Origin of the sequence: Variovorax sp. RA8 (assembly GCF_901827175.1) — a bacterium.
Classification (GTDB): domain Bacteria; phylum Pseudomonadota; class Gammaproteobacteria; order Burkholderiales; family Burkholderiaceae_C; genus Variovorax.
Genome location: NZ_LR594664.1, coordinates 48,003 through 74,962, shown reverse-complemented (window position 1 = coordinate 74,962; position 26,960 = coordinate 48,003). Strand labels below are relative to the sequence as shown.

The following is a 26,960-nucleotide window of genomic DNA, read 5'->3' as shown; positions in this document are numbered from 1 at the left end:
GCTCCCGGCCGCTGCGTCACGCCTCAGGCGGCTTCGTGTGCTCCACCATCAGGGTGCGCAACGCCCGCTTGCCGCGCGCATTCTGGCTACGGTAGGCGCGGCGCGCCAGCTCGATGAAGCGCTCCTCGCCGTGGTCCACTTCAGGCCCCGTCGCGGGCTGCTCCAAATCCATCCACCCCTGGGGCTTGGCGCAAGCGGCCTCGATCTGCCTTGCCAGCTTGTCCGAGATGTTCCTCTGCGTCGTCTCGGACCTGATCTGCGTCCACATGCTCGCGGAGATCTGCAGTTTCTTCGCGAACCGCTCGGCCATGCCCAGCGGCTGGACTCCCTGCACTGCCTGCTCGGCGACGAACTCCCCGAAGAGGATGAGAACGTTGTTGCGACGAATGGTGGAAAGTGACATGCTGGAGGCAGTAGGGGCGGTGGAACGAAGTGCGCGCGCCGCCATGTTGAGAAAAAAACACAACGCCCGAAAAAAAGATTGCACGGCAGTGTAAACCGGGTTTACATTACACCCATCGACGAACTTGCTTCGTCCCGATTCTTCAACCCAACATCGATTCATCGAGAACTTCGCCAGCAACTGGAACCATCGTGAAAGCAAACCTGACCTCACTGAACGTTCGACCCGCATCGGGCCGTGCGTTCGTGCGCGTCGCGTTTTGTGGTGGTCGCAGTCTGACGACATCCAAGATGCATTCGCAACTGAACTCCATTCAATCGATCCCGGCCGCTTTGTGGCTTGGACAGTATGAGGATCAGTTGCACCCGGGTGGAGGTAGCGCGTAGGCGCTTACCTTCCAAGCTCTCTCACCAGAGGCCCGGATTCCGAATCGAATCCGGGCCTTTTTGTTTTCCCCCGTGCAGATCTCGATCCGCACACAACCGCGAATGGCATGCGTGCCGGCCGCCACAGCAGTGATCGCGCTGCCGTGAACTCACCCGCCGAGTGGCGCCGGTGGGTGATCCTTAAAAATTCGCCGCGAGCCGCGCCCCTCACTGGTGGGGCCTCCGACTCGCAAAACATGCAGCCGTAGCTCAGCCAGGAAGAGCGCAACGTCGCCAACGTTGAGGCCGAGGGATCGAAGCCCTCCGTGCTGCTCCATTTCGGGTGTGCCTTTGCAGCACCTTCAGAGGCCAACCGCGTCGGCGGCCTGGGGGGATGTGCATGGTCTGGACCCAACCATCGTGCAGCGATGTCGACGTGAGTGCGCAAGCGCTCGAATCGCGTGAAGACACAACCGAAATGGAAGATTCATCCCCCGATGGTGGAATTGGCAGACACACCGCGTTCAGGGCGCGGCGCCGCAAGGCATGAAGGTTCGAGGCCTTCTCAGGGGACCAAATAATTCGGGTGTCTAGCTCAACTGGCAGAGCGCCGGTCTCCAAAACCGGAGGTTACAGGTTCGACTCCTGTGATGCCCGCCACACCCCGTCGCACCAACCGCATTCGCCCCCCGCCCTTGTAACTCAGCTGGCAGAGTAGCTCCCCTGTAAGGAGACGGTCGTCCGTTCGAATCGAGACCTTGGGCACCACGATCACAACGTCGCGTTCGTCTAGCGATCCAGGACACGGGCCTTTCATGCCCGTAGACGCGGGTTTGAATCCCGCACGCGACTCCAGTTACAGACGCATCGTTCGTCAAAATTCCGCGCGATGGGGGAGCCTGGTCGTCCCCGCGAGTTTCATACGCTCGAGATCGCCAGTTCAAATCTGGCTCGCGCAACCAATATCAGCCGACGTTGATTCTCACGACTCTACGTTGACTTCGAAGCACATGGGCCGTTCGCCAAGCTGGTTAAGGCACCGGATTTTGATTCCGGCATCCGCACGTTCGAATCGTGCACGGTCTGCCAATTTGTTCGCACGCCGGGGTGTGGCGCAGCTGGTAGCGCGGTAGCTTTGGGAGCTTCAGGCCGCAGGTTCGAGACCTGCCACCCCGACCAAACAAGAAGCGAGACTGGGCGATGCACAGATCGTCCTCTCGCGGAAACCGGCCGCAAGATAGGGCGGACTCCGGAACTCGTAACCGGACACCATACCGGGGCGTTGGCCGAGAGGTCCAAGGCAGCGGCTTGCTAAGCCGTGGTCGCTCACGCGGCCCACTCGTTCGAATCGAGTACGCCCCGCCAGTTTCCCTGGGGAGGTAGCTCAGCTGGGAGAGCGCCTGCTTTGCAAGCAGAGGGTCATCGGTTCGATCCCGATCTTCTCCACCAATCAACAGGGCTCCGATAACTCAGCGGCGAGAGTGCCTCCCTGTCTAGGAGGAAGCCGGGGGTTCGATCCCCCCTCGGAGCGCCAACCTCGCAGCTCAAGCTAACCCAGTGGAAGCGCCTGTCTGAAACGCAGGAGGGCGAGGCTCGACACCTCGGGGCTGCACCACCAATAGCCGGAAGACTGGCAGAGCGGCTTATTGCGCCTGGCTTGAACCCAGGTATCGAGGCTTACCCCTCGGTCGCGGGTCCGAATCCCGCGTCTTCCTCCAGCCTTCCGTCAATCCGCGGAGAAGTGCCAGAGCGGCTCAATGGCTCGCATTGGAAATGCGGTGGTCGCAGGAATGCGGCACAGGGGTTCGAATCCCCTCTTCTCCTCCAACCTCTTCAACCTCCCCTGGATGCGTGCCCGAGTGGTCTAAGGGCGCTGATTCGAAATCAGATGGATGGCGCAAGCCGTCACGAGCGTTCGACTCGCTCCGCATCCGCCATCACCCACAACCTCATTCCCTCCCGCGTTAGCTCAATTGGATAGAGCACTGGCCTACGAAGCCGGGGGTTGCACGTTCGAGCCGTGTGCGCGGGACCACCTACACCTGAAGCGCGAGCAGCATGGGTGACTGCACTGGACTGTAAATCCGGCGTCTCTGACATACGGGGTTCGAAACCCTGGCGCTTCACCATCCACACGCGAGCCTGGCCGAGCGGTTAGGCGGCGCCCTTCCAAGGCGTAGAGGCGGGTCCGACTCCCGCGGCTCGCTCCATCCACATTCCCAAGGAGGACCACCATGGAACCGCGGCTTCTCACGCGCGACGCATTCCGCGACGCCGTGTTCTCCAGGGACGGTCACGGCTGTGTGTTCTGCGATCGGCGTGCCGTGGATGCCCACCACATCCTCGAGCGTCGGCTCTGGGCCGATGGCGGCTACTACCTCGCCAACGGCGCCTCCGTCTGCGAGGAGCATCACCTGGCCTGCGAGATGACAACCATCTCGGTGGAGATGGTGCGCGACGCCTGCGGCATCCGCAAGCCCGTGATCCCTTCGCACCTCTACGACGACCAGGTCTATGACAAGTGGGGCAACCCGGTCATGGCCAACGGCACCAGGTTGAAGGGCGAGCTCTTCTTCGACGAGAGCGTGCAGAAGATCCTGGCATCCGCCGGCGTCCTCGGCGACTTCAGCGACAGGATCAAGTATCCGCGCACGCATCACGCCCCGTGGTCGGATGGCATGCACGGCGACGATCGCCGCATCGCCAGCATGGACGCCTTCGTCGGCAAGCGCGTGATCGTCACCGAGAAGAAGGACGGCGAGAACACGACGCTCTACTCGGACGGCATGCATGCCCGTTCCGTTGACGGCCGCCATCATGACAGCCGCAACTGGGTGAAGGGCATGGTCTGGGCCCGCATCGCCGCCGATCTGCCGCCAGGCTGGCGCTTGTGCGGCGAGAACCTCTATGCGCGTCATTCGATCGAGTATCGAGACCTCCCCAGCTACTTCATGGGCTTCTCGATCTGGGATGAATGCAACACACGCCTGGGCTGGGACGAAACCAAGGAATGGTTCGAGCTGCTCGGGATCGTGAGCGTCCCGGTACTCTACGACGGGATTTACGACGAGCGCCTCATTCGTGGGCTGTACGACAGCAAGCGGGACTGGGCGCGCAGCGAGGGCTACGTCATCACCGTCGCGGACGCCATCAGCTACGGGCAGTTCCGCACCCATGTCGCAAAGGTCGTTCGCGCGAATCACGTGCAGACGACCGCGCACTGGATGCATGGCCAAAGGATCATCCCGAACGGCCTGGCGCGCGTCGCCACAGAGACTGTCCCTGCTCGTGCTTGATGGCCGGGCCGGCGCAGTCCCATTTCGCCTACCCAGATCTGCCGCGATAGCCAAGAGGTCGAAGGCGCCGGATTGCAAACCCGGCGAGCATTGCTCCACGTCGGTTCGAACCCGACTCGCGGCTCCATCACCACCACTGCCCTGCTAGTTCAACTGGATAGAGCGGTCGCCTCCTAAGCGGCAGATGGACCTTCGAATGGTCCGCAGGGCGCCAGCCTTACGCCCGTCGCGTGACGTGCGTCACTGAAAAATCTCACCCCGATCTCCGATTCGCAGAGATCATCGATCCACCACCCCATCTCGCCGATTGGAGGACCACACATGCGACTCACCACCAGCCATCGCCGGCCGGCGAACCGCAAAGCGGTGCCTGGCTCCAAGCCCCGCAACCCCGTCGTGCAGGCCGTCGTTCACGGCTTCGGCACGATGACGGGCAAGCGCCACCGGGACGCCGAGCGAGCTCGCGAACGCTTCGAGAAGCTCGACTTCGATCAGCGCGTGCGCGAGGTCGGCGAGTGGTAGCCCGTGGCGGCTGCGCGCCGCCACGTCCTCAGATCATTCCTCCATAGCTCAGCTGGCAGCAGCGGCGCACTGTTAATGCGCAGGTCCCTGGTTCGATCCCAGGTCGAGGAGCCACCTTTCCCCCCCAGCTCTTTAGCTCAGAGGCAGAGCAATCGGTCGATAACCGATAGGTCGACGTTTCAAAATCGTCAAGAGCTACCAGTTCGATGGCGGCCGTAGCTCAAGGGCAGAGCCGCGGGTTGTGATCCCGCTGATTCGGGTTCGAGTCCCGGCAGTCGCCCCATCCCTCGCACATCACTTCCCCGCGTGGCGGAACCGGTAGACGCGGCTGCCTCAAACGCAGCGGCCCACAAGGGCGTATCCGTTCGAATCGGATCTCGGGGACCACTTGGCGCTTGCCCCTTTCATTCGCTGCTGCTGCTGCTTCATTCCTTTTTCCGGCCGGGTGCTGTAGCTCAGTCGGCAGAGTACGTCCTTCATACGGACGGGGTCGATGGATCGTTCCCATCCAGCACCACCAGACACACCTGCACGGCTGGCGGAATAGGCAGACGCGCGACGTTGAGGGCGTCGTGCCCGAAAGGGCATCCCGGTTCGAGGCCGGGGTCGTGCACCAACACATTTCAGCCGCAGCGCAGTCAGACAGCGCGCGCGCCTCCGAAGCGCGAGGTCGCTGGGGCGGATCCAGCCGGCTGGCCCCATCACGCAGGAGATCTTCCACAACCTCGGCCATGAAAGGAGGCCGCCCCATGAAGCCCCAAGTCCTACAGCTCGACATCCAGGGAACGCCGCAGGCCTGGATCTCGCAAGAGCAAGCTGCATCGCACTACGCCACCGGCGCCGTCGTCTGGGAAGACGGCGCGGGGCCGCTGGCCACGATGCGCGGGGGCTTCAATGTGGCGCGCGGCATTCAGTCCCGCATCGACATCTCGCCGATCATTGCCCTGAAGGGCTGCGCCAAAGTGAACCTGTTCGACCAGGCGCCGGCCTTCAGCCGACGCAAGCTGTTCGTGCGCGACCGCCACACGTGCGCCTACTGCGCGCAGCGCTTCCGCGAGCAGGACCTGACCGTCGAGCACATCCTCCCGGAGAGCCGCGGCGGTGCCTGGGACTTCATGAACTGCGTAAGCGCATGCAAGGCATGCAACTCGCTCAAGGCAGCGCGTACCCCCGAGGAAGCCGGCATGAAGCTGGTGTACCTCCCCTACGTGCCGAGCCGCTTCGAGGACTTCCTTCTGGCAGGCCGGAACGTGCGGGCCGACGTGCACGAGTGGCTGGCGAGCCGGCTGCCGAAGGGGTCTCGGCTGTGCTGATGCCAGTAAGCAAAAGGGGCGTTCCTTGAGAGGGACGCCCCTATTTCATTGACCGGGCAGAGTGGTCAGCCGGCCGGTGCGGCCACGGCCTGCCGGTCCGACTCCTCGACTTCGGAGGCCAGCACGCATCCGTAGTCGGGATGCATCGTCCACGGGGCAGCATCGAGAAGGCGCACCACCTCGCCATGGATGGCATTGAAGCTCGCCGAGCAGTCCTCGCCTCGGGCTACGGCCTGGTCCAGGGACTCCTCCATCGACTGCAGCGCCTGGAACACCGGCTTAGACATCGAATCCGGCCGGATGAGGTCCGCGAGGAAATCCGCCTCGCCGAGCTCGTGGGCGCCGAACAGCGCCAGGCGCTCGGCAACCTTCGTGGTGAGCGCGCCCGCGGTGTGGCGCAGGCGGGCGAGCTTGAACTCATCGTAGGTGTCCTTACGCGCGCCGCGATCGAACGCGTTGGCGATGGCGCTCGCGACGGCACCCACGTTGGTGCGCAGCCCGATCGGCTTGCCGGCGCGCTTGCCTTCGATCTCCAGCTCGATGCCGTCGGCCCCCACCTTAGTGATGACCATCCCTGTATTGCGCTTGCCGTCGTTGACGATCAGCGCGCCGACTTTGTCGCCGGGCTGGAACGCCAAGGCCTGGGCCGTGGCCACGAGCTTGCGGTGGTGCCGGATCGCCTCGACCGCGCTACGCGCAAAGTAGACGTCATAGGCAAAGTCACCGCCGTCCACCCGCTGGGTGTTGCGGGCCAGCTGCTCCTGCGTCACGCCCAGGTCCTTCGCAACCGCCGCGTTCACCTCTACGTTGTAGAACAGGCCGGCATCGATCGCCCGCTCGGCAGCCTCCATCACCAGGCGCTGGCGAGGTGTGGGTGCAAAAGTCGGTGACTTGCACAGGCGCCACTCGTCGTAGCAGGCTCCGATGGCGGGAAGTTCGTAGCGGGACATCGAGGAATCTCCTTCGTTGATGCGTAAATTCTCGCCCGCATCCCACTATTTTCGCGATTTTGTTTTCGCCCCCGAGATTTTGGCAGCGAATCTTCCAAGATGCCCGAGAACCTCCCCACCCCGAACAGTTTCCTACCCGGTCTGATTCCCCATATCCGCCCCGTGAAGAGGCCGCCCTGCTGACTTTGCTTTGCGCGCGCGAAGCAGCGCTTGCGCTCCGCTCGAACCATTGAGCACCATCACGCGAATACCGGAGAGCGATGATGCGTCAATGGGCCCGCTCCGTTTCCACCCTCGGCCTGGTTGCTTACGCTGCGGCCCCGCTCGCGCAGCCTGACGTCGCCCCTTCGAAAAGCTCCTCAAACGGCGCTTTTCGGTGGCTGGCGGCAGACATGTTTTGCAAGCCAGATCTCTTACCAAGGTATGCGACCGTCAGGCTGATCGCCTAGCTCGTAGTCGTCATCCACATTTACAGGCCGTCCGAACATTTCCGTCAGCATCTCTTGGGTGTAGAAGGCAAGCCCGGTTGGATAGGAGCCGGCGCTATACCAATTCGCCAAGTAAATCCGATCGACTTCGAGGCATTTTTCAAGTGCCTGTTGCAAATAGCCTGAAGCATCAAGCACGTCCATCTTGAACCACTCGGAGTAAGCGATTAGGTCGCCGTCATCAAGCCAGTGTGCGGGCATGTTGCCGTATGGTCGAATGTGCTCTGCAAACCTAATGCGGCTGCCTTCAAACCAATCATGCACCCACTGTTCGATGTGCTTGATCTCACCCATTGATTCAGGAACGAAAAACGACCCGATCATTGCCAAGTAAGGGTCACCGCATCGAAGCTTCGCCAATCGCTCAATCGGATTGTTCTTGGTCTTTCCAATCTTGACCCTGTTTCCGTCGCTGCGTGTCATCAAAATGTAGATCCACCCTCCACGCATTTCTCTTGGCGCAGTCGGGACGATGGAAAGCAGCCCGTCGTTGCCGGAATTGAAGTTTGTCATTTTTTCTTTTGCTCTCCGAATTTATCAGGGCACACCGCAAGAACTCTCCAACTGGAAGCGCTTTTTGGGCACCGATAAATTGGGAGCTGATCAGTAGTTGAATGACTGCAAAGGGCCGAGGCTGTGTCGTCAAATCCCGTAGCGCTCCAGGCGATCCTCGGAGTGGTCGTCCTCGATGAAGTCCTCGCCGCCGCGCCCGCTCATATCCAGTGCCGCAGCGATCACATCGGGCCGCCGGGCATAGTCGGTGCAGAGGTAGTCCGGGTCGGGAACGACGTCTACTCGGCCGAGGTCCAGCCTATCACTGTCCCAGCAGGCACGCACCCAAGCGTCGCCCTCAGTGTGGCCGTCGCTGTGAAGAGCACAGGCCAGCGCCAGCGCCTCCACTGCCTCGTCCGGCAGGAAGCCGAAGAGGTCCTGCCGGCGCTCGCGCACGAACGCGGCGGCACGCGGGCCGTGCTCCGGGTCGGTACCGTCGTCCAGTCGCTGGCTGTCGTGCACCAGGCCGAAGATGTACGGCACGAGCGGATCGATTCCGAGGGAGCGCGACACCGCCAGGGCATGCTGGCACACGCGGGCCCAATGGTCGGGCCCGTGGTACATGCCGCATGCTTCCGGGTCGAAGTTGCGGTGCACGTGGTCCTCGATCCTGCGGATCTCGCGCGTGTACCGCGTGAGGCTGGCCATCTCGCCGTCACAGAACATGCGCAGCTGCTCGGGCGTGAGCGAGCGCAGGTATTCCTCGCGGCTTGCACTTTCGCGTCGCCAGGCCGCGGGCAGGTACAGGAACTCGCGTTCATCCGAGCCCGCCCAGAAGATGTCCTCTGGATGCACCAGCGGCAGCGCCTTCACAAACGAGCCCTGGCCTCGGCCACGATGCTCGCTGGCGTACTGGGCATTGAGTGCAATCCAGTCGCCCGGCAGGACCTCGTAGGCCGCCGGCACGCCGCGATACACCGGCTGCGGCGCGCCGGTGATCTCCATGGCTTCGAAGTTGCGACGAGGCACCACCCGGTGCACCCGATCTGCACGCTGGTCGTGGTCCGGGCGGCGCATCCGGTCGACGCGCTCCAGCACACCGGCCTGGGGATGGTGGGCCTGAAGCCATGCCTCGACCTCTTCAAACGGCTGCTGCTTGAGCCGGGCGCCAATCTCCTCGCCCAGCGTGGCCATGCGGATGGTGTCGCGCTGGTGGGTCACCCAGACGGGGGCAGGTCGGCTGTTGGTGCCGTCCGTCATGTCGAGCACGCGCACGGCGTCGGCATGGTCAAGGGCGATGCGGAACAGAGCGTTCCAGCGTTCTGCGCTGCCGGTGCCCTCGTAGTCGTAGAGATCGCCCGCCTCGAGGTAGCTCCACGCGTCCCGCGGCTCCCCGCTGATCCGGCATGTCCAGTCGTCGAACCTCGCCATGAGCTCGTCGACGATCGCGCGGTGCTGCGGGTCGGCCGGGTCTGGCGCGGTCAGGTCCAGCACCGCGCGGCCGGACAGGACGCATGCAATCGGCTCGTCTCTCGGATCGCGCCATTCTTGGTTCCCGGTGTAGAGCCTTGCTTGCGAGTAAGCCTCGGTGAAGAACCATGGCCGCTGCCAGTCCCCGCGCTCACGAAGGCGTTTGTCGGGCTCGCCGCGAAAGACGACGGGAGACAGGTCGCGCGCAATGGCCATTTCAGCTTGATGGATTGATCGGCGGCTGGGCCCGGCCGCCGGACGCATGAGGAGGCACATGGAGTGGACGAGGACCATCAACAGGCCCACGTGCATGAGATCCTTGCTGCGTCAACTTAAGGAGACGTTGGGTTTTCACTGCGACTGTGCGCTTCGTCGATTCATGGTGAAAACCATTATCAATCCGCTGTGGCCTGCGCCTCGCCCTCGGACACCTGGTCATTCTGGCGCATGGAGTCGGCGATCCTGGCGAACCTCGTCGTCGACGAAGAGCACCTTGCCGCCCGAGAGATCTTCAGCAGGTCCCGGCGGCGGCGGCTCGGAACGACAGAGCTCGCGCCACTTGGCTTCCTCGCCGAAGATCTCCGCGAGCGCCTGTTGATCGACACGGAAAGCGATGCGCGCGTGCATGTCGATCACGCCAGGGTTCAACTGGCCCGCCCGGCACACCTTGCAATGGAATGCCTGCATCATGTTGCTGACGTTGCCGTCCTCTTGAATACCTACCCGCGCGGGACCTGCGCATCGTCGCGCCCCGCATCTGCGAAAAGGTGGGAAAAGGGGCTGTCGATCCCGTGCTGCTGGAGGCGGCGCTGAATCGCCGGGAGCATCGCAGCGCTCAGAACCTGGGGGCATGCCGCGGTGGCGGCCTCGATCGCCGCTGCGCCTGCCTCGCTCGCGAACGCCTCGAGCAGGTCGTGCTCGAAATCGGCATCCATGTTGTCGAACAAGTCGTCGGGCGATGCTGACAGGATAAGGCCGCAAAGCTCCTCGTCGGGCTCATGACCAGCAAGCTCGAACCGGCCTTCGGCGAAAGTCTCGTGGAGGACCTCTCGCTGCACTTCGTCGAAGATCACCAGGCGGTCCGTCCGATTCGCCTCAACCACGTCCTTGAGCATCTCTCGCATACGGGTCGCTTCGAGGGTGCCCGCCGTAGGTGCGCTGGACCCCATGCTGCAAGCGCCGCGTTGAACACGCGCTCAAGCAGTGCAGCCTTCTCCGCCGCGCGGTCCACGGCATGGTTCCTGGCGTCTGCGAAGGCGATCCACCGGCCGTACTCTGCGGGGCCGCCGGCGAAGAGGTCCGGCTTGGCGATGGTTTGGTGATAGAGCGCCGCCCTGGCAGGATTCAGCGTGAAGGGCTCCGGCTCCCTCGGATCGGCGACAAAGCCTTTGCCCGGGACCTCGCAAATTCGCAGGTCCCAGATCGAACCGTTCACTGGCCACCGCCGGGCCTGCGCCACCTCCCTGGCGTAGGCGATCGCCTCTTCCTTGGTCGGCATGTCGGCGATGCACACCGCGCCGCCGCCTTCCTCGCGCAGAAAAATGGAGCACATTTTCAGGGGGCCGTCCTCGGGCGAAAACACGAGGCGGGTGCAGAAAACCTTGCCGCCGTAATCCTTCTCGATCGCTACCGCCTCGACCTCGATGGCCTTGAATCCCTTCGCAGGGATGTCGGCGATGGTTGGGTACAGCGTCCAGGGCGTAACGGGGACCTCGGGAATGATGGGTGCGGGCACGGTGGCTCCTTCCTCAGGTGGGACCCGGCGATCAGCAGTGAGGCGTTTCGGCTTCGACCCGACTGTTCGTCCAGTCGGCGATGCGGCCGTGAATGCTCTCCGCAAGATCCGGCGGGCTCATCAGGCCTACGCGGCGCACGATCTCCCGCGGATCGGCGGTCCCGACATCGGGGGTGTAGTTGTAGGGCGCCCATTCGCCGAGGAAGGTGCCGTCGGGACCAATCACGCTCAGCAGCAGGCCGCAGGCCGGCTCCCGTGGCTCCTTGGTGAAGGCACGTTCGTCGCCGTCGGTCAGGAGCATCTCCACGTTCACTGCCCCATCCAGGTCAGCGTAGTGGATCGAGAAGCCGACGCCGCGCTCCACATCATGGTCGATCTCGACGAGCCGGCCGCAACGAAGCCCTCGCGCCTTCAGCTGGGCGTTGAGAGATTCCATCGCGCTCTCGATGGCCGGCTTGGCCGCTACTTCGAAGATCTTGTACTGGTCGTTGTTCATGTGTCAGGATGGGCGTCGTTTCGGCGGTGCTTATTGCTCCGCAAACGGCCATTGCTACGGGCAATTCTCAATCATCCAGGACAAAGGGCGTGCGATTTTTTGCGGCCTGCTTGCTAACTTTCGGAGCGCTGTGCGGCCTCGTCGTCGACCTCGTCCACGACCTCGACCCGCCCTGAGGATCTGGTTCCCAGCGGACCGGAATTGGGAGATGGGGTAAGTTCGCCCGCTTCCGCATCGAACTTCACCGTGGCCACGTTGGCAGCCAGAAGTTCTTCGCACAACTGCGCCCGGGTCCTCGTTGCGCCGCACGGGTCCGTAACGGCTGACGCCACCGTGGGATGCCGGGCCTTGCCGGGGCGCGCGGCCGGCGTGGGCGCCGCTTCAGCGACGAGTCGAAGCTTGCTTGCATGGCCTCCTCCGATCAGGCCCGCGGGCCTGGGCCCGCGTCGACTTCAAACTCTGCACCAGTTTCCAGTTCGACCGCGAGCTCGACATCTATCCATTCGCGAAGCACGTTTCGCTTGAGGCCGGCTGGCGCGTTCACGAAGTAGGCCGTCGCGCTCTCAAGGTCGCCCCAGCCGCCCGCCTCGCTCCAGTATTCCGAGCGATCCGGGTGTCTCGCAACTTTCGGAACGAAATGCGTGCCGGTGATGGCGGGCATCCTTTCCTGCACGTCCAGCAGCCACTCGCCAAAGTTGCCCACCAGGTCGCCGCCGTTCACCTCATCGTCGCCGCTGTGCACGGGCCGGAACAGCCTGAAAAGGTCCTTCAGCACTTCGGCCCCGGGATCAGCTTCAGGTGCGGCCATGCTACCCACGGTAGCTTTGTGCTTGCGCAGCCAGCCCCCGAGTTCGTCCACCAGATCGGCGCCGCTGATCTCGCGGTTCTCGAACTGGAAGTCGCTGAAGGTCTCGAACAGGTTCACCAGCAGTGCGCTCGACGCGCGGGTATCGGCATCAAGCACCGTGTAGCCGGTTTCGCGCGCCCACTTCTCTGCTTCCGAGCGGCTGAGCCAGTGGTGGTCGGGACGCTCTCCGGCTCGGTAGCCGCTCTCGATCTGGAGGCAGACACGCGGCGTCTTGCCGTAGGGCTTCCCGGACACGGCCTTGACGAAGATGGGCATGGTTTCTCCAGTTGATGGCGCCTGCTTCGAAGCGCTTCGATTGCGTGCGGTCATGGCTGGGACAGTCATTCTGTGGGCGCCTCCAGGCCAACTGCCTCCTCGTCCTCTTCCTGCTCTGGAAGAGACTGGAGCATTGCGTCGCCCCAGGTCTCGGCGACAGCCTCAAGGGCTTCACGGCTCTGAGGCATCGAGAACAACTCGATCAGCGAATGGCGCTTGCTCTGCTCCTGGTCGCTCCCTCCGACGATGTGCAGCGGGCCACAAATGCCCTCGATGACGTCGTCCAGCGATTCCGTGGCGAGCTTCTGAACCAACTCAGCGTCGGGCGCATGCTCGTAGCCGTGATAGCCGTTCCAAACGACATCCGAGATCCACTCTTGCTCATGGCCATGAACGGCCCGCGTGCCAGCGATCCCCTCGACAAGAAGTTCTCGCTGTGCGTCGGTCAGGAACCGGGCCTGGTCCGTGCGGGTGCGGTCGACCAGAACCATGAGGCCGTCACGCAAGCGTTGGATGGTCGCCCGATCTGTGGGCGCCACGGTGCCCATGGCAAGCTGCACCGCCGCTACCGCGTTGTCCGCAAGGATCGTCGACGATTGGGCCGAGGTTGCCATGCCGATCACGCGCTGGCGCTCGAATCTGACGTTGTCGTAGTGCCGATGGTCGATGGCATCCACTTCGACAGCCCAATCGATCTGGGTGCGGCCACCATCTCCTGCGCTCCAGCCGGGTACGCGCTCGTCGACCAGGGCCGACAACACGCGCGTGACGAGCGCATTGAGGGAAGAGTCTGCTTCGACCGCTCCGTCCCTCTTGGCCAGCACGGCCTGCGATGCCCAGAACCCGCCATCGTTCGCCGCTTCACTGATGAAGCGCACAGTCACGACACCAGCGGTGATCAGCTTTTCGCGCAGTGCCGCGCGTGCCTTAGCCAGCGCAGTGCCATTCAGGTTGGGAATTGGTTGAGTCATCTCGATCAGCCCCTCGGGCGCTCCGTTTCGGGTTCGGTTTCGGCTTGGTCGGGGTCGAGGCGGACGTATCCAACCCCGAACTCCGAGACCAGTTCAGCCCCGCGTTCGGCGAGGTAGGCTTTCAGAGCAAGCTCAACGCGCCCGATCGCCTCGCGATCCTCACTCTCGATGTGAACCCGGCGCTGGGTACCTTCCGTCGACCTGAAGCTTGCTTCGAGACCTTCCGCCAGGGCGACGTTCTGCAGGCCCATAACGATGTCACGCACGTGCACGTCGGCCACGCCCTCGGGCTCGGCGCTGCGGAACGTGCGCTCCAGGAACGGCAGTTCGTTCGGAAACAAGCCTCGGAATTCGAACGGTAGGTCTCGGCGCATGGCTTCCTGCGCCGGCCGGTCGTCATAGACCTTTACCGTCGAGTGCCTGATCTTCGTTCTGCGCTCGATCGGCGTCTCGCCTCGCGCCCGGTCGCAGAAGATCACGGCGTGCCTCGCGGCCTCGTTGCGCACGTCGACAGCGCCGGTGCCCGGCGGCATGCGCACAGTGCTGACACACTCCTTGCCGTACCAGAGCCAGTAGGTGACCAGGCCCGCACCGCGTTGCGCCGCCGGCACATAGTCGGGCACTTCGGCGGGACTGCCTGGTTGGGCGGAACTCGGCGCGGCGGCCTGCTCGCTCGGAACGGCAAGCGCAGCCGGTGCCGGGGCTGGCAGGGGCGCGGCTGGGGCAGCAGCCGGGGCATTCACCGGGCCGATGCGGTCCGCCCGCTTCCTGAACTCGTAGATGTCGCCGCGAAGCGCCTGGGTGAACTCACCGACCGCCTCCTGCGCACGCGCCAGGGCTGCCTCGAGGTCCTCGTCGACTTCCTCACCATCCTCGATGCGCACCAGGATGGAGTCTCTGGTGTGCACCGCATCGATGAAGCGCTCCGCGCCCTTCGCAAGGTAGTGCGCGAACTCGACGGTCTTGCGGAGCTGGGCAATCTGGAGGGCAGCATCAGCCACGGGCAACCTCCGTCGTGCCAAGTTCATCGGCGAGTGCCGACTGAAAGGGGTTGGCCATGCCGCGCCGGGTCAGCTCGGCGTTGAGGCTCCCCAGCAGGCCGAGCCCCGGATTCGCGGGATCGAAGGGGCCTCGAAGCACCATGTCCACGGCCTGCGGGCTCGAAAGTGACTCCAGGATGTTCACACTCAAGGAGCCGGCGGCGTGGACGGGCGATTCGAGCCCAGCGGCGAGGATGTCCTCGTAGGTCAGATCCAATGCAGCCTCGATCACGTGCTCGTCGCTGGCGTAGGCGAGTCCGTGGTGGCCGTTCATGACAATGTCCACGAAGTCGTCCGCCTGGCGCCGGTCCGCCGCAATGGCGCAGATCAGCGCGTCACGCACCTGGCCGGACAGGAACCGAGGGTTGTCGTCCTTGCCATCCTCCAGCAGCACGGCGATCTGGATCTGAAGGTGGCCATATCGCGGCGTGCCGGGCTCTGGCGCCGATTCGCCCAGCGCGGCCAGCGTTGCTGCGAGCACGCTGTCGCGCGCGGAATCGTTGATGCTCATGATGGGGTCTCGCTCTCAGGCCTACAGGCGCGGGCCCTCGGCCTCGGGCTCGGGTTGGTCTTCTGCGGGCAGGGATGCCCGGACCGCGAGTTCGCGGAGGTCCTCGCCCATCGCCAGGTCGTGATCGCTGCCGGGATTGTTGCGGTGCGCGATCGTCACATCGCCTTCGAGGAGCCACTCCAGGACCCCGGCGGAGCGCTGCCACAGCTCGGCACCGCCAGGGTTCGCAGACAGCTGCGAGTCGGCGATGTGACGCAGGTTGTCAGCATCCTTCGGGGCGATCTCGCGAACGGCCTTGCCAGCGGCGTCGAGAAGCTCGGCGCTGATGTACTCGCCCTTGTATCGAAACTTCACCAGCGAGACACCGTTGTGTTTGAGCAAGAGCCGCATGCCGGCTCGCTGGCCCTTCAGCGCGCCCTGGATATCCGACCAGGACTTAGCCACGGAGACGCTCCCCGTCGAATTCGGTCTCTGGCTCATCGAGACCAGCGACGACCGCTCGGTGGTACTCATCAACCCAGAGGCTGTGCCGTCTGAAGTCCTGGTCGTAATTAAGAAGCTCGCCCTCCTCTGTGACGAACAGGGTCTCGCCCGCCGGTCGGGTGTCCACCCATTGCAGAAAAAGCCGTAAGGGAACCTTGCCGCCGTTCATAGGCCATGCCTCTTCGTTGAAGCCGGCCAATTGCACACTCTCGCCGAAATCGCGAATGAGGAGCTGTGGCTCGCGGAAGTAAGCCGAAGCCCCTTTGCCCTTGGCCGCCCCGCCAGCACGGACAGGCAACGCGGCCGTGCCCAGTGTCAGCTCTTGACCCTGCCGAAGCTGCTCTAACGCGGTGCTGTTCAGAGTGAGCTCCGCCCATCGCGGCATCGCATGGCCGAGAGCCGGCTGCAGCTCCATGACAACCACGCGCTCCTCGCGCCAGCCGTCGCCAGTCTCAGGAAGAAGATGGCGATCGAGCGCGGCGGATGCATCGCGCCAGCGCAAGGGCTGAATGTTTCGATCGATGCCTTCAATTCGCACCGAGTGGGTCAGGGCATCGTTCCAGAGGTCCCAACCGATCGTTGAGACCCATGCCGGTTCGACGGATTGGGGCGGCATGCCCCCCAGCAACTCGGCGTCGAGCCGCCTCGCCAACATTTTCAGCTCATCCGTATCGATGTCGCTCTCGGCCGCATGGAGCTCGTCGCCCGAGGCGTTGAATAGCTTCAGCGACGACACCGTCGGCTCCTTGCCACCGCCATCGCGGATCACTTCGATCTGGACCCGGTGGATGCCGCTCTCGTCCATCAAGTAGGCCCGCAATTGCGCGACCTCGACGAAGTCGTCCCCGGCACGCAGGACGTCCACGGTTTCCGCGGCTGCCATGAGCTGGTTGCGCTGCTCCAGCGACATGAGAGACCAGGCCGCGCGCAGAACGTCCTGCAGATCGCCCACCTCGTGGTCGGGACCGTCGTTCTCGCCGTGCTGCTGCGCGGCGATAAGGACGCGCTGAATGCGCGGGTCATTGGGTTGGGGGGTCGTGGTGGTGGTGGTGGTGCTGGTCATGAGTGTGCGCAGATCCCAGAAGAGAAAAACAATTACGCCCTTCTTTCTGCATTATTACTATGCTACGGGCTAGTCGTTATCTTTGTTTCTGGAGCCTCTCACTATGGCGATGACGTCAGCAAGCGTGTCCCCCGAAGCGGAAACCGCTCCAATCCGAGCGCCCGCCCCGGCTCCCGCCGTTCTGCGCTTCGCACCGTTCCGTCGGCTCACGCGCGCTTCCGGCCCCGCCCCCACTCCGGCTCCGGTTGCGGCTCCGGCGCCCACACCAGCTCGCGCCCCGTTGCCAGCGCCGGCAACGGCTCCTGCGCCTGGGGCCCGCCCGCTGGGCCTGCGGTTCCCTGGTGCGGCTGAGGCGCCGGCAGCACTCTCCGCGGCCCCTGCGCCGGCGCTGACCCCCGCTCCTGCTGCCGCCGCCCCGGCTGCCGCTGCACCGGCGGCATTCCGGTTCCGCCCTCTTTCGTTCGGCCGCGCGCCAGCCGCGCCCGTTACCGCCACGGTTGCTGCCGCTGCCACCCCGGTGGCCCGCGCTCGGTCCGCGGTACCCGCCTCCGCTCCAACCGCGCCGGCACCTGCCCCGGCGCCGGCGGCGCTGGCGTCTGCCCCTGCTCAGGAAGAGCTGGACGACCTGACCGCGGTTGCGCCGGCCGCCCCGGTGCCGAAGGGTTTCGGCTTCGGGTTCAAGGCGTCCGCCAGCGAGTCGACGCTTCCGCTGGGCTTCGGCGGCATGGCCAAACCCGCTCCCGAAGAGACTCACGTGGGGATCGTCAAGAGCGTCGCTATCTACGGCGACTGGGCCGTTGGCTACATGGACACGCAGGAGCGCGAGTCCCTGAAGATCACCGGCTCGGCCGTGGCGCATCTGAAGGAAGGGCTCGAGTACGCCCTGACCGGGAGCATGAAGGTGCACCCGAGCCACGGGCAGCAGCTCGATGTCGTGAGCTTCGAGCCGCACATCCAGCCCGACGTCCAATCCATGGCGCGCTTCATCGCCGCTAACTTCTCGGGCATCGGCAAGAAGCTCGCCGAGAAGTACCTCAGCAAGGTCAAGGACGAAGGCGGCGACGAGGGCCTGGAGGCGCTGCGGCTGAAGCTCGTCAACGAGCCGTGGACTGTCACTTTCGAGTCGGTATCCAACCGGAAGACCAGCTTCGGGGACAAGAACGCCACTCCTGGCGATTCCGACAACCCGACCGCACTCGCTGACTCGCCCGAGATCCCCTACATCGAACGCATGCTCGCCACCAAGTTTGGCGCGCTGCGCGAGCTGAAGGCCGCGGCGATGAAGCTGCTGGCGATGAACCTCTTCTCGGAGGCGAAGAAGCTCAAGGACGACTCCCGTCCGATCACCGAGGTGGCCGCGGCCCTTCTCGCGAAGAATCCGTACAGCCCCATGCGCACGATCCCGGGCTACGGTTTCCGTAGCGCCGACGCGATCGGCAAGGCGATGAACATCCCGCGCGACGCTCCCGTGCGGCTTACGGCCCTCGCCTCTTTCCTTGTGATGGAGGAATGCGACTCGGCCGGCCACGTCTTTGTGGGCGAGCCGCAGCTGCGCAACCGCCTGGCCAAGACCGAACCGATGATCTCGTTGGAGACGCTGATCGAGTACGCCACCGATAGCGGTGACCTGCGCATCGAGGAAGACGAGCAAGGCAACCGCCGGATCTACCCGGCCAAACTCTACGAGGCCGAGGTCCGCCTGGCCGAAGATCTGCACGGCATGCTCGTGTCGGCCAAGCCCTTGCTGCGCCGGCGAACCTACGAGCAGTTCCGCACCAAGGCCATCGAGGTGAGCCAGCGCCTGCTGGGCTACGAGCTCGACGAGGACCAGATGAAGGCCCTCTACGGCATCGCGACCAGCGAATCACGCCTGCACGTCGTGACGGCAGGTCCAGGCTGCGGCAAGACCGCCATCATGGAGGTCTTCAGCGCCATGATGTCCCACAAGGACTGGGCGTTCGCCGCCCCGACCGGCAAGGCCGCCAAGGTCCTGTCGGCGCGCGTCGAGCGCAACGGCTACTCGGCTTCCACCCTGCACTCGCTGCTCAAGGGTAGCCCCGAAGGCGGCTTCATGGTCAACCGGAATAGCCCCCTCGGCTGCCAGATCCTCGTTGTCGACGAAGGCACGATGCCGACGCTGTCCCTCTTCGAGGCCGCCACCGCTGCTCTGCGGCCGGATGCGCACCTGATCATCCTGGGCGACCCCGGTGTCGACGGCTTGGCCGGCCAGCTGCCTTCCATCGGCGCGGGCCGCGTGCTCAGCGACATCATCCGCCTGCCTGGCGTGGACCACCACCACCTCACCGCTACGAAGCGCAACTCCGGCGCGATCCTGGAGACTGTGAACCAGATCCGCCAGTATTCGCTCGGGTGCGAGGACGGCCCCGGGGTCACCTTCTCCCACGGCCTGCCGCCGGCGGCTCGCTACTTCGAGACCGTGGCCGCCAAGTACGTCGAGCGTGCGCAGGCCAATGGCATCGAAAACGTGGTGCTGCTCATGTCGCGCCGCAGCGGCTCCGCCGACGAGCCCACCTGGTGCACTGACTACGCCAACGCCCGCCTGCGCGACCTGCTGAACCCGCACGCCGTCAAGATCCCCGGCACCGCCTCCCTGCACGTGAACGACCGGATCGTGATCCGCGACAACATGACGCTCGGCGAGGACGAGGACGGCAACGACATCCGCGTGGTCAACGGCGACACCGGGACGATCACACGCTTCCAGCCCCACAACGATCCGAAGCGCCGCGGCCCGCAGTACGTGGTCATCAAGCTCGACGACGGACGCTTCATCCAGTTCCCGGGCGACTCGCTCAAGGACCTGCAGCACAGCTACGCCGCGACGGTGCACATGGCACAAGGCAGCGAATACAAGGACGTGATGCTCGTCATGACCCCCGGACAAGCGTCCTTCATGAACGCGAACATGTTCCTGACGGGCGCGAGCCGCGCGCGAGAGGGCCTGTGGATCTACGGCGACGACGCTGAGCTGCGCCGGATCGCCGCCACGAAGCTGCCCGCCCGGAACACGACGCTGGTGGAGCGCGTCAACGAGAAGCTCGCCCAGACGCTCAGCAACATCGACGACGCCGGCGCGGAAGGGGATCGGCCCAAGGGCTGAGCAGACCATGGCCGCCCATGCCCAGATTGCAGTCCGGACGGCCTATGATCCGGCCGCCACGAACGGCTTCGCGGTCCTTGGCGCCAGCATCTCCGAGGGGCGCCTGGCCGCGCTCATCGCCCGCGACCGGTTCGTCGAAGTCGTCAACCAGGACGGAGTGCGGCTCCAGCTGAGCTTCGACCTAAACCGGGAGACGCTCGTGTGCGAGCGGTTGGCGCCCGATGCAGCACCCTTGGTCGACCGCGTGACCGGCATGAGTGTCTCGCTCGCTCGGTACCCCACCTTCGATATCACCTTCGCGCAGCAGGAGAGCGGTGCGAGCCGTGCCGCCTACGACGACCTGATCGGCCCCAACATCGCGGCGGTCATGGCGCGCGTGGGGTGGCGCTACGACGGGTCGATGCTGCGCGTGAACGCCATGTCGGTGACCGCACTCCCGGCAACCTTAGCCCCCCGGGTCGTGGCCTCCGGCTGGGCCGGCACGATCAGGTCGCGCGACGGGGCCCGCGGAATCAACGTCAGCTACGGGGTCGCGCAGAGTCATCGCGGCGCCGGGCTGAGCCGCCTGCTCGCCTACTGCGCGGTGGCGGAATGCATGGCCCACCAGGTGCTCGAGGGCGCGCCGCTCCCGACGTTCGTGAACATCCAGGCGCGCACGACGAACGCTGCGTCCCTGGCCGTCGCCCGCTCACTGGGTGTACCGGCATGCCTGGACGCGGGCTTCCTCGTGCCCCAGGGTGGCCGCCGGTTGGCGTACGTCGGCTTCCGAGAGCCCATTGAGCACTTCCTGGCCAGAGGCCTGGAGCACACCAGGGACCGCTTACCCGGATACGACCCCGGCTCGATGGCGGCCGCCCGCATCGGGATCGTTGCCGATGATGATGAGGACCTGGATCTACTGGGGTTGTTGGAAGCGTCAGCGCGCAGCGCGGACATGGAAGAGGACCAGGTGAGCAGGCCGGGTTGCTGAACTCGACGATGCGACTGCGTTCGCACCGTCCCCGACCGCACCCAGAGTTTCCTTCGCTATGCTCGTTAGCTCCGGCTGAAAGGCATCCATGTCACGAGTTCCTTTGAAGGTTGACCTGCCTACGGGCAAGCGCGCGCCCCGCGCCTACCTCTGTGTGTATCGCCAAGTCATCCCTTCTCGGGAGTCGCTCCTGGTCGACGCGATGATGTCGGCCGCCAAGCACGAGGACTTGTCTCATCTGCTCCCCCTCTACGAAACAGGATCGGCATACGACTGGGGTGACGACCCTTCGTTCTTCAGCGCCGAGTTCACTCAAGGGAGCGCGTCGCATGCGGGCTGGGGGATCTGCCGACCCAACGTTCGAGCAAGGCTCGGCAAGGACGATCTGGTAGTCTTTTTCTGCGCTCGACGCGCGGCTAGGGATGAGGTCACCGAGTACCTGTTCGTCGGCTACGGCACGATCGGGGAGAGGATAGATGACCGCCGGCGAATCTGGACCGAAAGTCGCCTCGCGTCCTATCGCAAACATCTCAACGTCCTCGTTCGCTTCGACGCAGCTGGGGCTATGGAGCGATACGAGCGTTTCGAGCCCGGCCACCCACACCCACTTGACTGGACGCGACGCGCAAAGAGCCCCTACCTGATCTTCAATCCCTCCCTCTCTCAGTTCAAGGCCGCGGAGCCGCTATTGGTTGCCGTAGCCGCTCCTGGTGAGAAGCGTGAGACATGGCTGCTTGATCGCAGGCCGAAGGCTCGGCGTCTGCACAAACTACTCTTCGAGGATCTGGGTCTTACTCGCGGCCTGCGCACTTCGGTCTCCGGTTTTTCCCATCCGCCGGTGAATCTGGGGCGCGAGATGGCAAGGAAGGGGACGACGGCAGACCAACTGCGAGAGCGGCTGGCCAGGTTCCTGTAGTTCACGGTGCCCTTAGCGCGGCGCCGTGAACGATTCCGCCGCCATCCCAGACAGCTACTCGATTGTGTTCGTTCTAGGCAGCGTTCACTGCATCCTTGAGCGCCTTGCCCGCGGTGAACTTCACTGCCTTGGTGGCTTTGATGGTGATGGCCTCGCCGGTCGACGGATTGCGACCCGCGCGCTCGGCGCGGTCGGAGATCGAGAAGTTGCCGAAGCCGAGCAGCTGCACGGTGTCGCCTTTGGTCAGCGCACTGGCCAGGTGCTCGAGCGTGGAATCGAGAGCGCGGCCGGCGACGGCCTTCGAGAGGTTGGTGTCGGCAGCGATGGCGGCGACGAGTTCGGCTTTGTTCATTGAGGCTCCTTTTTTTGAGGCGTGGAAAGTTGGCGCCGACGGGACGGCGCATCGATGCGCGGAAGCTGCTGACATGCTGTCTGTCCGGCCGGGCCCTCCATGTGGCCGATGGCCCTTGATGACACGCAATCGCGGGCCCAAAGTGACCTGTTTCTCGCATCTGCCCTAGCGCAAACACGATCCGCGTCAGTAGACTCGTGCGCAAGAAAGAATCCGCTTCATGCAAATGACCACCACCTCCATCGATTCCCTCCGCCAGCTGATCGCAACGCGCCTGGCCTCGATCGACGAAAGCTTCGCAACAGGCGAGGACGGCTCACCTCGCTACGCCGACGGCGAGTCCGATGACGCCCGCGTGCTCTTGCGCCAACACTCGATGCTGACCGACCTGCAGGAAGCAGCGGCGATCGGTGTGACCGAGCTGGACCTCGCCTTCGAGGGTGAGTTCGATCCGTTGGAGCACTCGCTCGTGCCCGAGGGCGAGACCGCCTTCGAGAAGCACAAGGCGCTGCACGAGATCGCCCTCGCCGGCATCGAGCCCATCATTGCCGCGGCGCGCGCTGCCGGCATCGCGATCCACGCGCCAGAACTTGAGCAAGAGCTCGTCGCGACCGAGGATGACACCGAACAGCGCCCCGAGGCACAGCACCGTGGCTGACATGAACGAGCGGCTTCGCTCGGCAGCGAGCGTGTTCGCCCAGCTGCGCACGCGGCGCGCCGGCCCGCGCATCGGCACCCTTTCCAACCGCCCGATCCATGATTTCATCGAAAGCGACGGCGCCCGATGGAACTTCGACGGAAAGAACTTCGCTGGTCGCGTGCTCGCTCCCACTGACATCGTCCACCACCAGGCGGTCTACACCCAGGTGACGGGCTGAGGGCGCCGGGATGCTGAGTAACGACGTGCCCGAGCGGCCACTGGCCACCGGGTTTGCGGGCACAGGCGCGGGAGGAGCAGGTGGCGGCAGCCGCAACATAGACGGGTCCGTGATCGACCAGATCAAGCAGCGACTCGACATCGTCGAGGTCGTGGGCCGCCACGTTGAACTCAAACGCGCCGGCGGGGCCCTCTTCAAGGGCCTTTGCCCCTTCCACACCGAGCGCTCGCCCTCGTTCACCGTCACTCCTTCCCGCCAGAGCTACCACTGCTTCGGCTGCGGCGCGCACGGCGATGCGGTCCAGTTCCTGATGGAAATGGAGGGCATGTCCTTCCGCGAGACGATCGAGGACCTGGCCCAGGCCGCCGGTGTCGCGATCCCCGCCCCGGACTCGCATGCGCCGGTGGTGCGCCGCCCGCCGGCCGATGTGAAGAAGGCGATGCACCTGGCGATGGACGTCGCGGCGAATCGCTACTCCAGCGAACTCGCCGAGGCGCTTGACCTGATCCGGGCCCGGCCCGACGCTACCGGCTTCCTGGCGGATGCCGCCCGCTACGTGCACGCGAAGCGCGGAATCCACAAGACCACCATCGACCGGTTTCGAATCGGGCTCGCGCCTGAGGGCTGGGACACGCTCAAGGAGCTGGACTGGCCGCGCGAGACGTTCGCGCCAGGCCAGCACGACGCGGCCACGACGCTCGCGGCGGTCGACCTGATCCGTGCGCGCGAGGAACGCGAGGGCGGTGCAGCCCCGGCCGCAGCCCTGGCACAAGCGATACCCGCCGCACCGGCTCGCAAGCCCTTCGGGTTCCCGAGCGCCACGCGCCCGGCCAGCCCCGCACCTGCTCCCATGTCCGGTACCGCAGCTCCGGCGGCACCCGTCTCCTACTACGACACCTTCCGCGCCCGACTGATCTTCCCGGTCAGGGACACCGCCGGCAAGATCGTCGCGTTCGGCGGGCGCAGGCTCATCGAGGAAAGCTCGGGCGCCAAGTACCTGAACAGCGCCGAGACGCCGATCTTCCACAAGAGCAACGTCCTGTACGGTCTGTTCGAGGCGCGAGAAGCGATTCGCAAGGTCAAGCGCGTGCACGTGGTCGAGGGCTACATGGACGTCGTAATGCTGGCGCAGTACGGCGTGGAGAACGCCGTCGCTTCCATGGGCACAGCCATGACGGAGAGCCAGCTGCAGACGCTCATGCGCTTCACCGAATCCGTGATCTTCGTTTTCGACGGCGACGCTGCTGGCCAGAAGGCCGCCCGCAAGGCAGCCGAGACGGTGCTGCCGCTCGTGCGCGCGACCCATGACATCCGCATCCTGACTCTTCCTGACGGCCAGGACCCGGACGACTACGTCCGCACCCATGGCCGTGACGCCTTCGACCAGCTCGTGGAGGCCTCGGCCAAGTCGCTCTCGTTCTTCCTGCGCGACCAGCTGCTCGAAGAGTGCGGCGGCGCGAGATCGCCTGAGCAGCGCGCCCGCTTCCAGCAGCGCTTCCAGCAGATCCTGAAGCTGATGACGGCCGACCAGACGCTGGCGAAGGAGTACTGGAAGATGTTCCAGCAGGCGCTCTCCAGTGGCGAGCCCCGCCCTGCGCAGCCTGGCGCCGCGGGCAACCAGTCGTACCAGTCCTTCGGCTACCGCCGGCCCGCCGTCACCACCCCGACCCGGGCGCCGGTGCTCACCGCTGCGGAAAGCTCGATCGTGGCCAAGCTTCGCGATGCCGCGCACGTGGCCCCCGAGGTGGCGTTCCAGGTTCGCGACGAGATCGTCGCGCTGCTCGACCTGGACGATCCCGCCGAGATGCGTCTGCAGAAGGAGCTGGACGGGCTGGATGTGGCCATGCCGCCGCAGCGCGCCGCCGAGGGCACGCCGGAATGGCTGCTGGCGCGCGACGCTCTCCTATCCCATGCGGAACTGCTCGAGATCCACCGCCGCCAGCAGGTGCGCGCCGAACTGCAGGCCCAGCGCGCGAGCGGTGAGATCTCGACGGCGGACTACATTCGGGAACTTCGCGAACTGGGGTGACGCAGCGTGGGCGAAAATCTCGGCAATGGAAAAGCCGAGCATCTCCCCACCCACCCCGCACAGGTTCTTTCACGCCTGTTGTTTCGGAAGGATGACCGCGAATCAGGAGATCCTCCCAGTTCCGGGCATGAACGGTTTATCTCGCTTTGGGGCGTACTATGCTCCCAAAGTTTTCTCTCTTCCGCGGGAGTCTCTCCAGGCAAACTACCGTCGCGAGTACGACCTGGAGCGAATTCGCCAAACAATGTTTCCACTAAGAGCCAGCAGGTTCTGCAGCTTCTTCGCGGCCAAAACAGTTGAGGACGCGATCCTCCATGTAAAGCGAATCAAGTCGCCGGATCTAGCGAGCACGATCAACGTGTTCGAGGTGTTCGCAGAAACCTTTCACGACTTGGATGTGATGTGGCTTGAACATCGCCGGAATACCAGAGGCATCCATGCGGCGGCGATACGAGGCCTATTGGGCGGGGCATGATTCCAACGATCCAGCCCTGAATCGCTCGCCGCTCCGCGAGATACTGATCCCACTTCCGACGCGCGTGGGCTCCCTCGTCAAGACGCTGCCACGGTCTGACCTCTAGCAGATTCGGCGAAGTAGGTCGGACACGCCGAGGCCCCTGAGGCGCCGCGGCGAATCCCCGCGACTATCCTCGCGGGGTATCCGCTTCAGGCTCGGGCGCCCTACCCGCCATCAGCACATCCCGCAAGGACGGCTTGATCTGCACCGGCGAGATCACTTGGCCCAGCGCCTTCTGCCAGGTCATGTCCGTGCCATGAAACTCCGCGGCCTCCGGAGCGTCGAGCAGCAGTTCGAGCGCGATGCGTTCCTGGTCGGTGAAGCGATGTGCGGTCGGGGTCATAGGGGTCACTTTACCGGAATAGGCGTGATCGTCGCGGGATTTCTGCTCAGGACGGACCGATTCCGCTTCGAGCTCGCTCATCTCGAACGCTTTCCACAGCGGCTTCAGGAATGCGGCGACCCTTTGCGCATCAAATCCCGGCCCGCCCGGCGCGCGCATGGCGGCCAGCGCCGAAGGTCTGGCCACGATCGACTCCTTCAGGTGCCGCAGGAAGCTGCTCGTGTCATGTCCGTCCTTTGATGTAGCAGCCTCACGCCAGGCCGCGATGCCATCGATCTGCCGCGGCGTGATCGCACCGCGCGCCAGCATCGTCAGCACAGCGAAGCCGTCGGCATAGCGCTCCGAAGATCGGGTCCGCTCGGCGCTCTTCGCGAGCAGCTCCCCCGACGGCGCGCCGACCATGAGCATGCGCTCGAAGCGCACGTCGAGCAGGTTGGACGCCACCCGTTCTGGTCGCACCTTCCCGTTGAGCGCGATATCTCGCAGCGCGGCAAGCCCTTCGCTGTACTGGGCGCAATGGGCCGCCTCGTGCGCGAGCACAAAGGCCGCAGCCGTGTCGCGATCGACACCGGCGATGCGCATCAGATCGCCGAACTCGGGGACCGCGCGATCCGGCACCAGGATCACGCAGCCCGCCTGGCCTGGCGTCTTGCTCGCGTAGGCCCAGGCGTGCGGGTGATCGATCTGCGGGGCGATGCTTTCGATGTAGGCGCCGGTTCGCTCCACGCCGCCATTCACCGGGGGAAGCAGGCCCGGATTCGCGCTGACGTAGGCGCCGACCCGGCCGCGCAGCTCGGTACCCGCCAGCGTCGCGCTATACGGGAAGGGGAACATGACCACCTGCGTGCTCCGCGTCGCGGTCGCGATCTCCTGGGCGCCGGCCCGCTGCATCGCCGCGGCCACCAAGGACTGCTGGGCGCCAGGTGCCGTCGCCTGGGCTCCCGGCACGAACGAGGGTGCTGGCTCAGGGGCAGCAGCCTGGACCGGCCCGAAGCTCATCGCGGCCGTGGCCATGATGGCGCCGAGCAGATGTGCGCGCCATTTACGGTCCGAACCGTGGATCTCGACGCGCTCCGGAGCGGCGAGAAGCAGTTCAAGGTCTTCGTACTTCAT

At 64.8% G+C, this 26,960-nt stretch carries 26 protein-coding genes and 26 tRNA genes; 36 read left to right on the top strand and 16 right to left on the bottom strand.

What is annotated here, in order from left to right; genetic code table 11:
* Positions 1-16: 16 nt before the first annotated feature.
* Positions 17-583, bottom strand: coding sequence for a hypothetical protein (locus E5P3_RS33520; RefSeq protein WP_162590365.1), 567 nt, complete (start codon positions 581-583; stop codon positions 17-19).
* 444 nt (positions 584-1,027) lie between these two features.
* On the opposite strand from E5P3_RS33520, the gene E5P3_RS33515 reads away from it, so the two are divergent.
* The 29 genes from E5P3_RS33515 to E5P3_RS33375 all read left to right on the top strand — a co-directional run bounded on the left by E5P3_RS33515 (position 1,028) and on the right by E5P3_RS33375 (position 5,899).
* Positions 1,028-1,105: transfer RNA gene (locus tag E5P3_RS33515), tRNA-Gly, on the top strand.
* A gap of 154 nt (positions 1,106-1,259) precedes the next feature.
* Positions 1,260-1,344 (top strand) — tRNA-Leu (locus E5P3_RS33510).
* A gap of 8 nt (positions 1,345-1,352) precedes the next feature.
* A tRNA-Trp gene (locus E5P3_RS33505) sits at positions 1,353-1,428 on the top strand.
* Between the two features lie 31 nt (positions 1,429-1,459).
* Positions 1,460-1,536 (top strand) — tRNA-Thr (locus E5P3_RS33500).
* A gap of 10 nt (positions 1,537-1,546) precedes the next feature.
* Positions 1,547-1,623: transfer RNA gene (locus E5P3_RS33495), tRNA-Glu, on the top strand.
* A 28-nt stretch (positions 1,624-1,651) separates the two neighbouring features.
* Positions 1,652-1,730 (top strand) — tRNA-Met (locus tag E5P3_RS33490).
* Positions 1,731-1,780: 50 nt separating this feature from the next.
* Positions 1,781-1,857: transfer RNA gene (locus tag E5P3_RS33485), tRNA-Gln, on the top strand.
* 14 nt (positions 1,858-1,871) lie between these two features.
* Positions 1,872-1,947: transfer RNA gene (locus E5P3_RS33480), tRNA-Pro, on the top strand.
* Positions 1,948-2,044: 97 nt separating this feature from the next.
* A tRNA-Ser gene (locus E5P3_RS33475) sits at positions 2,045-2,133 on the top strand.
* An 8-nt stretch (positions 2,134-2,141) separates the two neighbouring features.
* A tRNA-Ala gene (locus tag E5P3_RS33470) sits at positions 2,142-2,217 on the top strand.
* Positions 2,218-2,226: 9 nt separating this feature from the next.
* A tRNA-Asp gene (locus E5P3_RS33465) sits at positions 2,227-2,302 on the top strand.
* A gap of 5 nt (positions 2,303-2,307) precedes the next feature.
* Positions 2,308-2,383: transfer RNA gene (locus tag E5P3_RS33460), tRNA-Phe, on the top strand.
* A 9-nt stretch (positions 2,384-2,392) separates the two neighbouring features.
* Positions 2,393-2,486 (top strand) — tRNA-Ser (locus E5P3_RS33455).
* Positions 2,487-2,503: 17 nt separating this feature from the next.
* A tRNA-Ser gene (locus tag E5P3_RS33450) sits at positions 2,504-2,595 on the top strand.
* Between the two features lie 18 nt (positions 2,596-2,613).
* Positions 2,614-2,705 (top strand) — tRNA-Ser (locus tag E5P3_RS33445).
* A gap of 21 nt (positions 2,706-2,726) precedes the next feature.
* Positions 2,727-2,803, top strand: a tRNA-Arg gene (locus E5P3_RS33440).
* Positions 2,804-2,812: 9 nt separating this feature from the next.
* A tRNA-Tyr gene (locus E5P3_RS33435) sits at positions 2,813-2,897 on the top strand.
* 7 nt (positions 2,898-2,904) lie between these two features.
* Positions 2,905-2,978 (top strand) — tRNA-Gly (locus E5P3_RS33430).
* Between the two features lie 24 nt (positions 2,979-3,002).
* Entirely contained in the window at positions 3,003-4,064 is a 1,062-nt protein-coding gene (locus E5P3_RS33425; protein ID WP_232073621.1) for an RNA ligase family protein, read from the top strand.
* Positions 4,065-4,104: 40 nt separating this feature from the next.
* Positions 4,105-4,191: transfer RNA gene (locus tag E5P3_RS33420), tRNA-Cys, on the top strand.
* An 11-nt stretch (positions 4,192-4,202) separates the two neighbouring features.
* Positions 4,203-4,278: transfer RNA gene (locus E5P3_RS33415), tRNA-Arg, on the top strand.
* A 107-nt stretch (positions 4,279-4,385) separates the two neighbouring features.
* On the top strand, positions 4,386-4,586 hold the full coding sequence (locus E5P3_RS33410) for a short-chain dehydrogenase (RefSeq protein WP_162590364.1): 201 nt from the start codon (positions 4,386-4,388) through the stop codon (positions 4,584-4,586).
* Positions 4,587-4,623: 37 nt separating this feature from the next.
* Positions 4,624-4,700: transfer RNA gene (locus E5P3_RS33405), tRNA-Asn, on the top strand.
* A gap of 12 nt (positions 4,701-4,712) precedes the next feature.
* Positions 4,713-4,787: transfer RNA gene (locus E5P3_RS33400), tRNA-Ile, on the top strand.
* A gap of 8 nt (positions 4,788-4,795) precedes the next feature.
* Positions 4,796-4,869, top strand: a tRNA-His gene (locus E5P3_RS33395).
* A gap of 17 nt (positions 4,870-4,886) precedes the next feature.
* Positions 4,887-4,973 (top strand) — tRNA-Leu (locus E5P3_RS33390).
* A 57-nt stretch (positions 4,974-5,030) separates the two neighbouring features.
* A tRNA-Met gene (locus tag E5P3_RS33385) sits at positions 5,031-5,106 on the top strand.
* A 103-nt stretch (positions 5,107-5,209) separates the two neighbouring features.
* Positions 5,210-5,283 (top strand) — tRNA-Arg (locus E5P3_RS33380).
* Between the two features lie 52 nt (positions 5,284-5,335).
* Positions 5,336-5,899, top strand: a complete 564-nt coding sequence (locus E5P3_RS33375; protein ID WP_162590363.1) for an HNH endonuclease — start codon at positions 5,336-5,338, stop codon at positions 5,897-5,899.
* Between the two features lie 65 nt (positions 5,900-5,964).
* On the opposite strand, the gene E5P3_RS33370 is transcribed toward E5P3_RS33375, so the two are convergent.
* The 13 genes from E5P3_RS33370 to E5P3_RS33310 all read right to left on the bottom strand — a co-directional run bounded on the left by E5P3_RS33370 (position 5,965) and on the right by E5P3_RS33310 (position 16,721).
* Positions 5,965-6,849 carry a hypothetical protein gene (locus tag E5P3_RS33370; protein WP_162590362.1) on the bottom strand — a complete coding sequence of 295 codons (885 nt, stop codon included), beginning with the start codon at positions 6,847-6,849 and terminating at the stop codon, positions 5,965-5,967.
* Positions 6,850-7,262: 413 nt separating this feature from the next.
* Complete coding sequence (locus E5P3_RS33365; protein WP_162590361.1) at positions 7,263-7,850, bottom strand: GIY-YIG nuclease family protein; 588 nt, start codon at positions 7,848-7,850, stop codon at positions 7,263-7,265.
* A gap of 129 nt (positions 7,851-7,979) precedes the next feature.
* The gene (locus tag E5P3_RS33360; protein ID WP_162590360.1) at positions 7,980-9,611 is read right to left on the bottom strand and encodes a hypothetical protein; all 1,632 of its coding nucleotides are present in this window, start codon (positions 9,609-9,611) and stop codon (positions 7,980-7,982) included.
* 123 nt (positions 9,612-9,734) lie between these two features.
* Positions 9,735-9,989, bottom strand: a complete 255-nt coding sequence (locus tag E5P3_RS33355) for a hypothetical protein (RefSeq protein WP_232073619.1) — start codon at positions 9,987-9,989, stop codon at positions 9,735-9,737.
* A 29-nt stretch (positions 9,990-10,018) separates the two neighbouring features.
* Positions 10,019-10,372 carry a hypothetical protein gene (locus E5P3_RS33350; RefSeq protein ID WP_162590358.1) on the bottom strand — a complete coding sequence of 118 codons (354 nt, stop codon included), beginning with the start codon at positions 10,370-10,372 and terminating at the stop codon, positions 10,019-10,021.
* Positions 10,369-11,034 (bottom strand): hypothetical protein, encoded by a 666-nt coding sequence (locus E5P3_RS33345; RefSeq protein ID WP_162590357.1) that lies wholly within the window; start codon positions 11,032-11,034, stop codon positions 10,369-10,371. Before E5P3_RS33345 ends, E5P3_RS33350 begins: the two co-directional genes overlap by 4 nt.
* A 31-nt stretch (positions 11,035-11,065) precedes the next feature.
* Positions 11,066-11,530, bottom strand: coding sequence for a hypothetical protein (locus tag E5P3_RS33340; protein WP_162590356.1), 465 nt, complete (start codon positions 11,528-11,530; stop codon positions 11,066-11,068).
* Between the two features lie 421 nt (positions 11,531-11,951).
* Entirely contained in the window at positions 11,952-12,653 is a 702-nt protein-coding gene (locus E5P3_RS33335) for a hypothetical protein (protein WP_162590355.1), read from the bottom strand.
* 65 nt (positions 12,654-12,718) lie between these two features.
* On the bottom strand, positions 12,719-13,624 hold the full coding sequence (locus E5P3_RS33330) for a hypothetical protein (protein WP_162590354.1): 906 nt from the start codon (positions 13,622-13,624) through the stop codon (positions 12,719-12,721).
* Between the two features lie 5 nt (positions 13,625-13,629).
* Positions 13,630-14,625, bottom strand: coding sequence for a hypothetical protein (locus tag E5P3_RS33325; protein WP_197894039.1), 996 nt, complete (start codon positions 14,623-14,625; stop codon positions 13,630-13,632).
* Positions 14,618-15,175, bottom strand: coding sequence for a hypothetical protein (locus E5P3_RS33320; RefSeq protein ID WP_162590353.1), 558 nt, complete (start codon positions 15,173-15,175; stop codon positions 14,618-14,620). The genes E5P3_RS33325 and E5P3_RS33320 overlap by 8 nt, the downstream gene beginning before the upstream one ends.
* Positions 15,176-15,196: 21 nt before the next feature.
* Positions 15,197-15,619, bottom strand: a complete 423-nt coding sequence (locus E5P3_RS33315; RefSeq protein WP_162590352.1) for a hypothetical protein — start codon at positions 15,617-15,619, stop codon at positions 15,197-15,199.
* Entirely contained in the window at positions 15,612-16,721 is a 1,110-nt protein-coding gene (locus E5P3_RS33310; RefSeq protein WP_162590299.1) for a hypothetical protein, read from the bottom strand. Before E5P3_RS33310 ends, E5P3_RS33315 begins: the two co-directional genes overlap by 8 nt.
* Positions 16,722-17,238: 517 nt before the next feature.
* Between E5P3_RS33310 and E5P3_RS33305 the strand changes: the two genes are divergently transcribed.
* From E5P3_RS33305 to E5P3_RS33295, 3 genes are all read left to right on the top strand, one after another.
* Positions 17,239-19,842 (top strand): ATP-dependent DNA helicase, encoded by a 2,604-nt coding sequence (locus tag E5P3_RS33305; protein WP_162590351.1) that lies wholly within the window; start codon positions 17,239-17,241, stop codon positions 19,840-19,842.
* 7 nt (positions 19,843-19,849) lie between these two features.
* Positions 19,850-20,812, top strand: coding sequence for a hypothetical protein (locus E5P3_RS33300; protein ID WP_162590350.1), 963 nt, complete (start codon positions 19,850-19,852; stop codon positions 20,810-20,812).
* A gap of 103 nt (positions 20,813-20,915) precedes the next feature.
* A complete protein-coding gene (locus E5P3_RS33295; RefSeq protein ID WP_162590349.1) occupies positions 20,916-21,728 on the top strand; it encodes a hypothetical protein in 813 nt (270 codons plus the stop codon).
* Positions 21,729-21,801: 73 nt separating this feature from the next.
* Here E5P3_RS33295 and E5P3_RS33290 read toward each other — a convergent pair whose 3' ends face one another.
* Positions 21,802-22,080: an HU family DNA-binding protein gene (locus tag E5P3_RS33290; RefSeq protein WP_162590348.1), complete on the bottom strand. Its 279-nt coding sequence runs from the start codon at positions 22,078-22,080 to the stop codon at positions 21,802-21,804.
* Positions 22,081-22,300: 220 nt separating this feature from the next.
* Between E5P3_RS33290 and E5P3_RS33285 the strand changes: the two genes are divergently transcribed.
* The 4 genes from E5P3_RS33285 to E5P3_RS33270 all read left to right on the top strand — a co-directional run bounded on the left by E5P3_RS33285 (position 22,301) and on the right by E5P3_RS33270 (position 25,462).
* On the top strand, positions 22,301-22,738 hold the full coding sequence (locus E5P3_RS33285; RefSeq protein ID WP_162590347.1) for a hypothetical protein: 438 nt from the start codon (positions 22,301-22,303) through the stop codon (positions 22,736-22,738).
* A gap of 1 nt (position 22,739) precedes the next feature.
* Positions 22,740-22,958: a hypothetical protein gene (locus E5P3_RS33280; RefSeq protein WP_162590346.1), complete on the top strand. Its 219-nt coding sequence runs from the start codon at positions 22,740-22,742 to the stop codon at positions 22,956-22,958.
* A gap of 10 nt (positions 22,959-22,968) precedes the next feature.
* A complete protein-coding gene (locus E5P3_RS33275) occupies positions 22,969-24,987 on the top strand; it encodes a DNA primase (protein WP_162590345.1) in 2,019 nt (672 codons plus the stop codon).
* A 91-nt stretch (positions 24,988-25,078) separates the two neighbouring features.
* Positions 25,079-25,462 carry a hypothetical protein gene (locus E5P3_RS33270; protein WP_162590344.1) on the top strand — a complete coding sequence of 128 codons (384 nt, stop codon included), beginning with the start codon at positions 25,079-25,081 and terminating at the stop codon, positions 25,460-25,462.
* A 169-nt stretch (positions 25,463-25,631) separates the two neighbouring features.
* Here the strand turns inward: E5P3_RS33270 and E5P3_RS33265 are convergent, their stop codons facing one another.
* The gene (locus tag E5P3_RS33265) at positions 25,632-26,960 is read right to left on the bottom strand and encodes a hypothetical protein (protein ID WP_162590343.1); all 1,329 of its coding nucleotides are present in this window, start codon (positions 26,958-26,960) and stop codon (positions 25,632-25,634) included.